Origin of the sequence: Erwinia persicina (assembly GCF_014838825.1) — a bacterium.
Taxonomy (GTDB): domain Bacteria; phylum Pseudomonadota; class Gammaproteobacteria; order Enterobacterales; family Enterobacteriaceae; genus Erwinia; species Erwinia persicina_A.
This window is the reverse complement of sequence record NZ_JACYMO010000001.1, coordinates 919,730-933,081: the sequence shown is the minus strand read 5'-3', so window position 1 is coordinate 933,081 and position 13,352 is coordinate 919,730. Positions and strand designations below refer to the sequence as shown.

Below are 13,352 nucleotides of genomic sequence, written 5' to 3'. Positions count from 1 at the left end.
AAATTAGTGTAAGTACGTTGTAATTATATGTCAGTTAATAATTACGCACTTTAACACTAAGGGATACCAATGCTTAACAAGATAACCGGTATAGTCATCGCAATCGTTGGGATTGCGCTGCTCTATATGGGGACAAAACTGCTGCTGGTCGGCGGAACACCTTTTTATGTGCTGATGGGTCTTGGCCTGTTAGTCACGGCCATCCTGCTGTTGATGAGAAAGAGAATTGCGCTGTCTCTGTACGCTCTTCTGATGTGGGCGGTACTGGCATGGATGATTTATGAAGTCGGTTTCGACAAATGGCAGTGGATCCCCCGTGGTGACATCATCGGGGTCATCGGCCTGTGGCTGGCGCTTCCCTGGGTGGTTCGTCCGCTGTACCCCCAGCAGGGACGCCGCTTTCATCCGTTCCTCGGCACTACGGTTATCCTGATCGTGGCGCTGGTGGTGGGAATGATGTTTTACGATCCGCTGCCGCAGGCAGGTACCATCACCACCCAGCGTCAGAGCAGCGATACTGAGGTGGCGGGCAGGGACTGGACGGCCTACGGTGGCACCAGCAACGGTCTGCGTTTCTCCGACCTGAAGCAGATCACCAAAGACAACGTCAGCCAGCTGGACGTCGCCTGGACGTACCATACTGGTGACGTGCGTGACGCGGCCAAAGATGCCACTGAGTACACCTTTGAAGCGACGCCGCTCAAGGTGAACAACACGGTCTATTTCTGTACCCCGCACAATGAGGTTCATGCGCTGAACCCGGAAACGGGCGCGCTGAAGTGGAAATATCAGCCAGCGAAAGAGGCTTCGTACCTGCAGCAGCATCAGACCTGCCGTGGCGTGAGCTATTATGATGGCAGCAGCGTGCAGGCGGAGGCGACGGCAGCCCAGCCAGCGATATGTCGCAAGCGCATCTACAACGCCAGCAACGATGCCCACCTGATCGCCCTGGATGCGGATACCGGCAAGCTGTGCGCAGACTTTGGCGATAACGGCGTGGTGGATCTGCACGCCAATATGGGCACAGTCCGCCCTCATGCGCTGATGCAGACTGCGGCCCCGCTGGTGGCGGGTAACCTGGTGATTGTTGGCGGCTCGGTAATGGACAACGGCTTCAACAGGGGCAATCCGTCCGGCGTGATCCGCGCGTATGATGCGATAACCGGTAAGCTGGTATGGAACTTCGACCCGGCCAACCCGGAAAATACGCAGCCGATTGCCGCTGACCAGAACTACCCGCAGGATACGCCTGTGGCCTGGGGAACGCTGAGCGCCGACCTGAAAAATGGCCTGGTGTATGTGCCGTTTGGCAATGCCTCGCCGGATGAAGTCGGTATCGGACGTGATGCTAACAGTAACACCGAGAAATTCCGCGATACGCTGGTGGCGCTGGATCTGCAAACCGGCCGTTTTAAATGGCGCTTCCAGTCATCAAAAAATGACCTGTGGGACCGGGATAATCCGTCGCAGCCTTCGCTGCTGGATATCGACTATCAGGGCCAGAAACAGCCGGTGGTGATCCTGCCGACCAAAACCGGCAACCTGTTTGTGCTGAACCGTCTTACCGGGCAGGCCGTCTATCCGGTTAACCAGGTGGACGTCTCTACGCAGGGTATCAGCGGTGAGCAATACGCCCCGACGCAGCCGGTCTCCGCGCTGAACTTTATCCCGGCACCGCTGACCGAAAAAGCGATGTGGGGGCTGACCCCGTTTGACCAGATGGCCTGCCGCATCGACTTTAAGTCACTGCGTTATGACGGCAATCCGTGGACGCCAGCAACGGAAGCCGGGTCGATTATCTTCCCGGGTAACATTGGCGTGTTCAACTGGGGCTCGGTGGCGGTCGACCCTGAGCGTCAGATCCTCATCGCCTCGCCGGTGCGTCTGGCGTACAAATATAATCTGATCAAACGCACCCCGGCCAATGCGGATCAGCGCCTGTTCACCAAAGACGGTACGCCGTACTGGAATGAGAACTTTGACGGGGATTACGCGATCCACATTCAGCAGCTCTCCTCCAGCCTGGGCATTCCGTGCATTGCACCGCCGTGGGGTCGGATGGTTGGCGTGGATCTGAAAACCGGTAAAACCGAGTGGCTGCGCCGCGTGGGCACCACGAAGAACCTCAACACCAGTTTCCTGCCGGGACGCTTCCCGATAGGCTTCCCGATGGGGATGGTGGCACACGGTGGACCGTTAACCACAGCGGGTGACGTGGTGTTCCACGGTGCAACGGCAGATAACTTCTTCCGCGCCTACGATGTCAGCACCGGTGAACTGCTGTGGCAGACTGAACTGCCTGCGGGTGGCCAGGCAACGCCAGCCACCTACATGGGCAGTGATAACAAACAGTACGTGGTGATTGCTGCGGGGGGACACGGTTCACTCGGAACCAAAGCGGGTGATGCCGTGGTGGCTTACCGTCTGAAGTAAACGTTGTTTCACGCGGGCTGACCGAAACATCCGGCCAGCCTGAACCTGAAGGGCCGATCTTATTTTTCGATCGGCCCTTATCTTTTCAGTCAACAAGACAGATGCGGCAGGTATTCGCGCTGCCAACCTGCCCGACGCTGTCACCCTGCGACAGCACGACCAGATCCCCCGAATTCAGATAGCCTGCCTCACGCAGCACGGCAATAGCGTCCTGCGCCGACTGCACCCCTTCTGCATGACCGTTAAACAACACCGGCGTCACGCCACGGTACATCGCGGTAAGATTCAGCGTGGCCTGATGGCGGGAGAGGGCGAAGATCGGCAGAGGCGAGGTGATACGTGACATCATCCTTGCCGTGCGTCCGGATTCGGTCATGGCAATCACCGCTTTAACGCCGGTCAGGTGGTTAGCGGCGTACATGGCGGACATCGCCGTCATCTCTTCGATATTGCTGAACTCAACCTCCAGACGGTGTTTAGAGGTTGTCGTGCCGGGCACCCGTTCTGCCCCCAGGCAGACGTTATGCATGGCGGTTACCGCCTCTACCGGGAAGCTGCCTGCGGCGCTTTCCGCTGAGAGCATAACGGCATCGGTGCCGTCGAGAACGGCGTTCGCCACGTCCATGACTTCTGCACGGGTGGGCATCGGATTGGTGATCATCGACTCCATCATCTGGGTGGCGGTGATCACCACGCGGTTAAGCTGACGGGAGCGGGCAATCAGGCGTTTCTGCACCGCGACCAGTGCGGCATCGCCGATTTCAACGCCCAGATCGCCGCGCGCCACCATAATCACGTCCGAGGCAAGGATCATATCGTCCATGCTTTCCTCGCTGGCGACCACTTCGGCGCGTTCCACTTTCGCCACAATCAGCGCCTTACAGCCCGCTTCCCGCGCCAGCCGACGGGTGAGGCGAAGATCTTCCCCGCTGCGTGGAAACGACACGGCCAGATAGTCGACGTTCATTCTGGCGGCAGTGAGAATATCGGCTTTGTCCTTTTCGGTCAGGGCATCGGCGGACAGACCACCGCCCAGCTTATTCACCCCTTTGTTATTGGACAGCACCCCGCCGACGGTAATCTCGGTGTAAATTTCGTTACCCGCCACGCGCTGCACGCGCAGCTGAATGCGGCCGTCGTCCAGCAGTAAGATATCGCCGGGCACCACGTCGCCCGGCAGGGATTTATAGTCGATGCCGACGCGCTGGTTATCACCCAGGCCTCTCTCCAGCAGCGCATCGAGGATAAACACCTCGCCCACCGTCAGCATCGCCTTACCTTCTTTAAAGGTAGACACGCGGATCTTGGGTCCCTGAAGGTCGCCTAAAATCGCCACCTGGCGGCCAAGTCGGTGGGCGACATCGCGGACCTGCTGTGCGCGGGCAATATGGTCGTCGGCGGAGCCGTGGGAGAAATTCAGCCTGACGACGTTGGCCCCGGCCCGGATTATTTTTTCGAGGTTATTATCCCGATCGGTCGCGGGGCCCAGGGTGGCAACAATTTTCGTGCGTCGTAATACTTCAGACATGATCACATCCTTGGTTAAATTACATGTTAACGCCCCGGGCCACTGACGCATCAGTGCAGGCGGGGTGTGAAGTCAGATAGCAGCGGTTTTTTTAAGTAAACGGCCAATGTTTTCGCAGGTGCGCTCCATATTTTGCCTCCCTTCCTGCAACAGAGAGTGAATATCCGCCGCGTGCGGAATAATACCGAAAATGGCATCAATACCCGTGTCATAGAGTGACGCCACATCATCGCCAATACTGCCTGCCACGGCAATCACCGGCACATTATGCTGGCTGGCTATCCGGGCCACGCCGTAAGGCGTTTTGCCAAAACGGGTCTGGCTGTCAATGCGGCCCTCACCGGTGAAGCAAAAATCGGCACCGGCCATTTTGTCGCTCAGGCCACTGTACTCAACAACGATGTCAATTCCTTTGCGCAGCGTGCAGGGAGTAAACGCCATCAGCCCGGCACCCAGGCCACCAGCGGCCCCTGCGCCGGGCAGGGTGGCCACGTCCTTAGCCAACTGCTGCAACACCATTGCCGCGTAGTGTGCCAGGTTGCGGTCCAGCAGGGCGACCATCTCCGGGGTGGCTCCTTTTTGCGGCCCGAAGACGGCGGATGCGCCTTCAGGGCCGCACAGCGGGCTGGTCACGTCGCAGGCAACCTGTATATCGACACCGGCCAGCCTGCTGTCCAGCCCCGTGATATCAATGTGATGCAGCGCGCCCAGCGCGCCTCCCCCCGCCGGCAGCCGGTTGCCCTGGCGATCGAAAAAGCCGACACCCAGCGCCTCCGCCATGCCCGCGCCGCCGTCGTTGGTGGCGCTGCCGCCCAGCCCGAGAATGATTTTTTTAATGCCGCGATCGAGGCAGGCCAGGATCAGTTCACCGGTCCCCCGGCTGGTGGTCAGCAGCGGATTGCGGGTGTGCTGATCCACATAGTGAATGCCGCTGGCGGAGGCCATCTCAATCACCGCGGTATCACCGCTGCCCATGATGCCGAAGCAGGCGGTGACGGGGGTTCCGAGCGGGCCGGTCACCGACAAAGAAATCAGCTGCCCGCCGGTGGCATCAATCAGCGACTGGGAGGTGCCTTCACCGCCGTCTGCCATGGGAACGTGAAGATAGCGGGCATCAGGAAAGACGCGTTTGAGTCCGGTTTCCATCGCGATGCAGACCTGCTTTGCGGTCATGCTCTCTTTAAAGGAGTCAGGGGCTAATACAAAGGTCTTTTTCATCCGGGAGCCTTATTTTAATCTGCAAATCGTGGGGAGGATGATGACCAGCGTCATACGTTGCCGCAGGAATGTCAATAAACGCGCCGGTCAGGGTAACGGCGGCGGGGAAGGTGGGCGTCAGGCGGCACCCGCGAGGGTGCCTGCCAGAACAGAAAAGAGAATAAATTACAGGGAAAGAGAAAAGTGTTTATTCAGCTGTAAGCGGCCTTTTGCCGTCAGCGTCACCACCCGATAGCCAGGTGTTCGCGTCAGCCAGCCCTGTTTTTCGCCGTGCTGAAACAGTGCGGCCCCCACGTAGCCGCCCACGTGAAAGCATCGCTCACTCCAGTCCAGACAGGCGCAGCAGTTTTTACGCCGCGTGGCCGCCTCTGGTGGGATCCCCATGTCCGTCAGTTTCAGTCTGCCGGCGGCGGTCAGCGTCGCGCCATCACCGGTCAGCCACTGTTCCCTGAGCATGGCATCATAAATCTGTACTGCCACTTCTCCCGCCAGATGGTCGTAACAGGTCCGGGCAAAACGCATATCAAGTGGGGTACGGGATACCGGGCCGGGGACGCGCCGCCATGAGACACCCATCATGGTTTCAATCAGCTGCGCAATATCACTGCCCGCCAGCCGGTAGTAGCGGTGCCGCCCCTGGGACAGGCAGACGATCAGCTGACTCTGTACCAGCCGCGCCAGGTGGGCGCTGGCGGTGGACGAGGCGACACCGGCCACCGCGCTTAACTCAGTAGCCGTCCACGCCCGTCCGTCCATTAAGGCACAGAGCATTTTGACCCGGGATGTCTCGGCCAGGGCCGCCGCCACGGCGACCATAGCCGACTCCAGCAGCGGTTCATCATCGGTGACTACCGTCAGTTTCTGCATATTTACTCTGCTGTTACGGCCCAGGGTCGGGTCACGCGTTCGGCGACGGCGGGGTTATCCGTCACCAGGATTAACTGATTAGCATGATCGCTGTACTGCGTGCAAACGGAGACTCCGGCCCCGGCCAGCGCGGTGGCAATCTCGCCCAGTTCCCCCGGGCGACGCTGCGGCAGCTTGCGGATCAGCGGCTGGCAGACATTCTCTACCTGAAATCCCGCCGCCTCAAGCACCTGACGCGCACGTGGGCCTTCTTCCACCAGAAAATGGGCATGGCTGACCTCGCCGGCGCTGAACACACCACCGCCTTCCAGCCCGATGCCGTTACGCCCCAGCAGGCCAGCCAGGGCGGCGAGGGCCCCGGGAGTATTGGGTAACAGGATATGGAGATCAAACATGCTGTAGTCCTTGCGTATCAGAGGCGTAGTCGCGCACAACCTGAGCAATGCGGATACGGTAATAAGAGAAGATCGACTCGCGACCTTCACGCTGTGCGGCCTGGTGGAAGATATTCTGTTTCCAGGCCAGTACGGCGGCTTCATCCCGCCACCAGGACAGTGACAGGATCCTGTCTTCGCAGGCCAGACTGCGAAAACGCTCGATGGCAATAAACCCGTCAATCTCATCCAGCAGCGGTTTCAGTTCTGCGGCCAGATGCAGGTAACGTGTTTGCCCGTCAGGGCTTATTTCGGCTTCAAAAAGGACGGCGATCATCAGTACGCTCTCTGTCAGGGTGAGCCACCAGATTACGCAATAAAAACAGCAATACTTCGGCCTCTGACGAAGTATGAACGGCGGGGCAGACGCAGCGCTATCGCGGGGACAGCGCTGCGAAGAGGGGATTACAGCCGGGCAATATCCAGCAGGTCGTCTTTGGCACCCGGCGCTACGGCCAGCACTGGCGCTCCGCGCAGCAGGTGGTCACCCTCGGTGTTGAACGGGTGCGTCCAGCCGCCAGCCTCACTGACCAGGCAGTAACCCGCCAGGCAGTCCCAGGCGTGCATATAAGGTTCGTAATAGCCGACCAGACGTCCGGCAGCCACATAAGCCAGCATCATCGCTCCTGACCCGTTACGGAAGAAATTACCGCCGACGGCGATAATCCCGGCGGCAATTTCACCCACCCGCTCCGGGGTGACATAGCTGTTGGCACCAAAGCCGGTGACATGGTTCTGCATGGTACGCGCCGGGTCCACGCGCAGCGGCCTGCCGTTGAGCGTTGCGCCCTGGCCACGGGCAGCGACAAAGCACTCCTGCTGACACGGGGCCATAATCACCCCAATCACCGGCTCACCGCCGGCAATCACCGCAATCGATACGCACCAGTTCGGCATGCCGTTAACAAACGGGCTGGTGCCATCAATCGGATCCACCACCCAGGTGAAACCCGACTGACCCGCCTTTAAGCCGAACTCTTCACCGAGAAAACCGTCTTCCGGGAAGGCGGCGGCAATCTGTCCGCTGATCAGCTGTTCAACGTCGCGATCGGCAATCGACACCACATCCTGGGCATCGCGTTTTGTTTCAATCACCAGCTGGTCGCGACGGTTAAAAAAGTCCAGCGCTTTAGCGCCAGCCTCGCGTGCCACCCGTTCGGCCAGTGCCAGGCGGCGGGAAATATCGTCACTCATATGCAGTCCTTATTAAAGAGGGATCACTGGGCAATCAGCGCCAGACCCTGAGGTTTGAAATCCACGGCGACACCGGTGCCCGGTGCCAGCTGGCCTTCCATCTGTACATCGATAATAAACAGTGCGCCCAGCGCGGTCTGGACTTCATATTCAATATGATCCCCCAGCCAGGTGCTGTGGGTGACTTCGCCGTTAAGCGCCCCGGTCGGATCGGTACGCAGCGTAATAAACTGCGGCCGCACCGACAGCTGCGCCGATCCGGGGCGGGCGTGAGCACCGGGAACGCGGTACTCGCGGTTGCCCAGAGCCACCACGGCTTCATTGCCTTCTATCCGGCGAATATCGCAGGGCAGGATATTGGCTTCGCCCATAAAATCAGCGATAAACACCGAGGCGGGCGACTGATACAGCTCCTGGGGCGCACCCTGTTGGGCAATATGCCCCTCTTTCATGACAATTATCTTATCGGAAACCGCCAGTGCCTCTTCCTGATCGTGGGTAACGTACACCGCCGTAAAGCCCAGGCGCTGCTGCAGGTCGCGGATCTCGGTGCGTACGCGGCGGCGCAGGCGTTCATCCAGGTTAGAAAGCGGTTCGTCCAGCAGCAGCACCTGCGGCTCCAGCACCAGCGCACGCGCCACGGCGATACGCTGCTGCTGGCCACCCGACAGCTCTGCCGGTAAGCGCTGGCCCATGCTCTCCAGCCCGACCAGCTTCAGCCCTTCACGGGCGCGATCCTGCGCCTCTTTTTTGGACAGCCCGCCGGACAGCAGGCCGTACATCACGTTATCCAGCGCGTTCATGTGCGGGAAGAGGGCATAAGACTGAAACACCATTGCCACGTCGCGCTCGTTGGCGGGCAGATGGGTGACATCTTTGCCGCCAATCAGAATCCGCCCGGAGGTGGGGTGCTCCAGCCCGGCCAGCAGGCGCAGCGTGGTGGTTTTGCCGCAGCCGCTGGGCCCGAGCAGCGTCACCAGCGTACCCGGCTCCACGGTCATTGACAGGCCGGGCAGGGCGTTAAAATCGGCAAACTGTTTGGTGACATTGTCAAATACCACCGAGCCTGAGCGAATGGTCGTCATACGGCACTCTCCTGATGTAAAGCCGGGGGCGTGGCCACCGGGGCTGCAGCAATGCGGGTGGCGCGGCGCAGGCGGCGTTCACCGACCAGCAGCTGGAAAGTGATAATCACCGCCAGCATCACCACAATAAGAACGGAGGAGTAGGCAATAGCCACGCCGTACTCTCCGTTTTCGACCAGGCCTACGATGTACGAGGTGGCCATGTTGTACTGCGCGCTGACAAGGAAAATCACTGCGCTGATGGAGGTGATCGCGCGGACGAAGGCATACACCAGCGCGGCGCTGATCGCCGGTTTCAGCAGCGGCAGGATCACCTTGCGCAGCGTACGGAAGCTGCTGGCCCCCAGCGTCAGCGAGGCTTCATCCAGGCTGCGGTCGAGCTGGCTCATGGCGGCAATCCCCCCGCGCACGCCCACCGGCATGTTACGGAAGACAAAGCACGCCACAAGGATCAGCGCCGTCCCGGTGATCTCCAGCGGCGGCAGGTTGTAGGCCATGATGTAGCTGACGCCAATGACCGTGCCGGGAATGGCAAAACTCAGCATCAGCATAAACTCGAAGGTCTGACGTCCGGCAAACTTCTGCCGTACGATCAGCCAGGCAGTCAGCAGGCCAACGATGGCGGTGAGCGGGGCGGCAATCAGGGCGATTTCCATTGTGGTCCAGAACGAGTTCCAGGCCACACCGGTCCAGACGATTTGCCCTTCGCCCCAGTGGAAGCCAAAGGCCCGGGCGTAGTGCGCCAGCGTCAGGCTGCTGTCCAGGCCCCACGACTGCACAAAGCCGCCAATCAGGATCATGCCGTAGATCACCAGGGTAAACAGGCCCCACGGGATCACCAGCGCATAGACGCCATAGCGCAGGGCGCGCGGCAGCCCGCAGTGCTGGCCGGAGTCCCCTTTGCCGGTGACGGTGGCAAAGTTTTTACCCGACAGCCACAGGCGCTGGAGAATAAAGGCGCTGAGGGTGAAGCACAGCAGGATCATTGCCAGCACCGCCGCCCGGCTCGGGTCGTTCTGCGCCCCGACCACCGAGAAGAAGATCTCCGTCGACAGTACGCCGTGGCTGCCGCCCAGCACCATCGGATTGCCGAAGTCGGCCATACTCTCGATAAAGCTGATCAGGAACGCATTGGCCAGCCCCGGGGCCATCAGCGGCAGGGACACATAGCGGAAGGTGCGCCAGCGGTTAGCGCGCAGCGTCTGGGACGCTTCTTCCAGCGACGGGCTGACGCCCTCGACCACGCCAATCAGCACCAGGAAGGCGATGGGCGTAAACGACAGCACCTGGGCTATCCAGATGCCGGTCAGCCCGTACAGCCAGCGACCCGGTTCGATGCCAAACAGCGTTGCCAGCAGCTCGGTGACCACGCCAGCGCGACCGAACAGCAGCATCAGCGCGAGGCCAATAACAAACGGTGGCGTGATAATGGGCAGCACGGTCAGCATGCGCAGCGCTTTTTTAAACGGCAGCGGCGTGCGGGTTGCCGCCAGTGCAAAGGCCAGACCGAGCAGCGTAGAGCCTCCGGCGGTCATCAGCGCCAGCCACAGCGTGCGCCAGGCGGTGCCACAGCCGCCGCTGCCGGTCAGGCAGCCGAGGCTCCAGATCGCCGGATCCTGAATACTGGCGATCATCCCGTCCGGTTTAAAGGAACCGTCCACGTCCTGCACCGAGGCGACAAACATGCTCAGTACCGGGTACAGCACGAAGGTGGTCACCAGCGCCACCAGCAGCACGATGGCGGCCACCACAAAGGCGTCACCGCGCAGCACGCCGCGCTCTGCCAGCGCAAACGAGAACAGCAGCAAAAAGGTGGTCAGCAGCAGAATCGCTCCGGCACCAAAGGCAGGCTGCCCGTCGCTGAGTGCGCCAAACAGCTGTTCGCTCCACAGCCAGTTCCAGCCGGTATAGCCGATAGCATGGCCTTCAAACAGCAGGAACAGGACGCCAGCGGTCGCGGCCCCCATGATCAGCCCGCTGCGCTTATTGCCGACGGGCAGCAGGCGACCCAGCCCGGCGGTCAGCAGCATCAGTACGGCGACAGCCAGCCACGGACGCTGGAACAGCGCAATCTGCCACAGGGCCGGTGCGCTGTCGCGATCCGTCCAGAGCGTTGTCACCCAGCTAAAATCGAAAAAACCGGCTTCCAGGCTGTACCAGGGCAACAGCAGGATGGCAAATGCGCCCAGCGCTAAAGCCCCGTTCAGGCGGCGGTTTTGAGCATTCATCATAACCTCGATCGTTCATTGCTCTGCCTCCCGCCAGGGCGGGAGGGGGAGGGGGCGGGATTATTGTGCGCTGGCACCGATCTCTTTATCCCAGCGGCTGAGCAGGGCTTTGCGTTTAGCCGAGTCGCCATAGGTTTTAAAGTCGTAGTCGATCAGTTTGATGTTTTCGAAGCGCGGGGCATATTCAGAGATGGCCGCATTTTTATTCGACGGAAGCTGGAAGGATTTGGCGTCTTTCATATGGGACTGCGCGTCAGCACTCAGCGCCCAGTCGTACCACACTTTGGCGGTCTTCAGGTTCCGCGCGCCTTTCACGATTGACATCGAGCCGATCTCATAGCCGGTGCCTTCGCATGGCGCGACGGCTTTGATCGGGAAGCCATCCACCTGCATGGCGACGGCATCATGCATAAAAACGATGCCGATGGTGGTTTCGCCGCGTGCGGCTGCTTTCACCGGAGCCGAGCCGGATTTCGTGTACTGGGAGATATTGGCGTTGAGTTTTTTCAGATAGTCGAAGGCTTTCTCTTCGCCCATGATCTGCACCAGCGTGGCCAGCGTATTGTAGGCCGTACCGGAGGAGTTCGGATTAGCCATCTGGATTTCCCCTTTCCACGACGGGTCCAGCAGGTCGGCCCAGCATGCCGGGGCTTTGTGTTTTTTCTCTGCGACCAGTTTGGTGTTGTAACCCCAGCCCAGCGCCCCGGCATACACGCCGACGGTACGGTACTGTGCGCTTTCCGCCTGCTTGCGCGCCCAGTCCTGCTGCTGGTCGAGCAGCGGGGACTGATAGGCCTGAGTGAGGCCTTCATCGGCGGCCTGCATATGCGGGTCACCGGTGCCTGCCCACCAGATATCGGTGCGCGGGTTGCGGGCTTCGGTGCGGATACGGGCGTAGGCTTCCCCTGCGGAGAGGCGCACCATACTGACTTTGATATCCGGGTGCTGTTTTTCGAACAGGTTGGTCATCTGTTCACAGACAACCACATCGGCGGAGCAGATCATATTCAGCTTTTCTGCGGCCTGAGCCGGCAGGGCGGTGAGCGCAGAGCCGGCGGCGATGACCGCCATCAGAGTGATGCGATGCATGGTGTTCTCCTTCGGTGTAGGGTCGGCGATACGTTGTCGCCGGTTTTTATGTGCATATGTTTTGCACGTGTGTGCAATTAATTAATGGTTAATAATTACCCTGTCAATCGTGTCGTGACGCAATTCAGTTGCTGCGTCACAAAAATGAAACAATTACACAACATAAATAATTGCACAGCCGTGCAAAGTGCGACAGACTCACAGCAGGTCAATTGAGGCGGGCAAAATAACACCATGGAAAAAGCAGTCGTCAGTGCGAAAGACGTTGCCGAGCGGGCGGGGGTATCCCGTTCGGCGGTCTCACGAACCTTTACACCGGGAGCCAGCGTATCGGCAGCCACGCGTAAAAGGGTGATGCAGGCGGCGGAAGCTCTGGGCTATCACGTTAATCATCTGGCGCGAGGTCTGGTGAGTAACCGCAGCGGTATCGTCTGCCTGATTGTCTCGGATCTGGCGACCCCGTATCGTGCCAGCCTGGTACGGCTGGTCACCCAGCACCTGCAGGAAGCCGGGAAAATCGCCATGCTCATCAACACTGACCGCTCCGATGACAGCGTGTCTCAGGCGTTGCAGCAGGCGATTAACTTCCGTGCAGACGCTTCGTTTGTGCTCTCCGGGATGCCGGAAAGCGCTATTGCACGCCTGTGTCATAAGCACGGGCAGCGCCTGGTGCTGATAAACCGTGACGATGTCCTGCCGGGATCACTGAGCATCAATCTTGATAACGGAGAGGCAGCCAGCCGGGTGGTGATGGCCTTTGCCCGGGCGGGCTGCCAGCACGTGGCGTTTGCCAACTCGCTGGCAGGAACGCCCAGCCTGATGGCGCGTGAAAACGGATTTATCCAGGCCGCCGTTGCCGCGGGTATGAAGGTGAGCGTGGAGCGCTTCGGTACCACCTCTTATGAGAGCGGGCAGATCCTCGCACATCGTCTGCTGACCCGCCGCGACCGCCCGGAGGCCGTATTCTGCGTCACCGATCTGCTGGCGTGCGGCTTTATGGATGAGGCGCGTCACCGCTTCTCGCTGCGTATTCCCGACGATCTCTGCGTGGCGGGTTACGATGACATTCCCCAGGCGGCCTGGTCCTCCTATCATCTGACCACCTTTACGCAGCCGGTCGAACAGTTTGCCCGCGACTCGGTCGCCTGGCTGGTGAGTGAGGAGCAGCGTGAAGACAGCCAACCCCCCGTGCTGGGGCAGGAGATGCCCGGTGAAACGCGGATGTATCACGCGGACTTTATCTGGCGCGGGACGATACGCGGCGGATGAGGTCTGT

11 protein-coding genes are annotated in these 13,352 nt (G+C 60.1%); 2 read left to right on the top strand and 9 right to left on the bottom strand.

Annotated elements, in window-relative coordinates:
- The first annotated feature begins 69 nt into the window (after positions 1 to 69).
- Entirely contained in the window at positions 70 to 2,433 is a 2,364-nt protein-coding gene (locus IFU29_RS04300) for a membrane-bound PQQ-dependent dehydrogenase, glucose/quinate/shikimate family (RefSeq protein ID WP_191932808.1), read from the top strand.
- Positions 2,434 to 2,518: 85 nt separating this feature from the next.
- On the opposite strand, the gene pyk is transcribed toward IFU29_RS04300, so the two are convergent.
- The 9 genes from pyk to IFU29_RS04255 form a co-directional block, all read right to left on the bottom strand.
- Positions 2,519 to 3,961, bottom strand: a complete 1,443-nt coding sequence (gene pyk / locus IFU29_RS04295; RefSeq protein ID WP_191932807.1) for a pyruvate kinase — start codon at positions 3,959 to 3,961, stop codon at positions 2,519 to 2,521.
- Positions 3,962 to 4,033: 72 nt separating this feature from the next.
- The gene (locus IFU29_RS04290; protein ID WP_191932806.1) at positions 4,034 to 5,179 is read right to left on the bottom strand and encodes a glycerate kinase family protein; all 1,146 of its coding nucleotides are present in this window, start codon (positions 5,177 to 5,179) and stop codon (positions 4,034 to 4,036) included.
- Between the two features lie 165 nt (positions 5,180 to 5,344).
- Positions 5,345 to 6,046: an ArsR/SmtB family transcription factor gene (locus IFU29_RS04285; protein ID WP_191932805.1), complete on the bottom strand. Its 702-nt coding sequence runs from the start codon at positions 6,044 to 6,046 to the stop codon at positions 5,345 to 5,347.
- Between the two features lie 2 nt (positions 6,047 to 6,048).
- Entirely contained in the window at positions 6,049 to 6,441 is a 393-nt protein-coding gene (locus IFU29_RS04280) for an amino acid-binding protein (RefSeq protein WP_191932804.1), read from the bottom strand.
- Positions 6,434 to 6,757, bottom strand: coding sequence for an antibiotic biosynthesis monooxygenase family protein (locus IFU29_RS04275; protein WP_191932803.1), 324 nt, complete (start codon positions 6,755 to 6,757; stop codon positions 6,434 to 6,436). Before IFU29_RS04275 ends, IFU29_RS04280 begins: the two co-directional genes overlap by 8 nt.
- A 128-nt stretch (positions 6,758 to 6,885) precedes the next feature.
- A complete protein-coding gene (locus IFU29_RS04270; RefSeq protein ID WP_191932802.1) occupies positions 6,886 to 7,674 on the bottom strand; it encodes an inositol monophosphatase family protein in 789 nt (262 codons plus the stop codon).
- A 23-nt stretch (positions 7,675 to 7,697) separates the two neighbouring features.
- Positions 7,698 to 8,759: an ABC transporter ATP-binding protein gene (locus tag IFU29_RS04265; RefSeq protein WP_062742724.1), complete on the bottom strand. Its 1,062-nt coding sequence runs from the start codon at positions 8,757 to 8,759 to the stop codon at positions 7,698 to 7,700.
- Positions 8,756 to 10,987 (bottom strand): ABC transporter permease, encoded by a 2,232-nt coding sequence (locus IFU29_RS04260; protein WP_191933122.1) that lies wholly within the window; start codon positions 10,985 to 10,987, stop codon positions 8,756 to 8,758. Before IFU29_RS04260 ends, IFU29_RS04265 begins: the two co-directional genes overlap by 4 nt.
- Positions 10,988 to 11,047: 60 nt before the next feature.
- A complete protein-coding gene (locus IFU29_RS04255) occupies positions 11,048 to 12,076 on the bottom strand; it encodes an ABC transporter substrate-binding protein (protein WP_118663804.1) in 1,029 nt (342 codons plus the stop codon).
- A gap of 234 nt (positions 12,077 to 12,310) precedes the next feature.
- On the opposite strand from IFU29_RS04255, the gene IFU29_RS04250 reads away from it, so the two are divergent.
- Positions 12,311 to 13,345 (top strand): LacI family DNA-binding transcriptional regulator, encoded by a 1,035-nt coding sequence (locus IFU29_RS04250; RefSeq protein ID WP_191932801.1) that lies wholly within the window; start codon positions 12,311 to 12,313, stop codon positions 13,343 to 13,345.
- Positions 13,346 to 13,352: the final 7 nt, after the last annotated feature.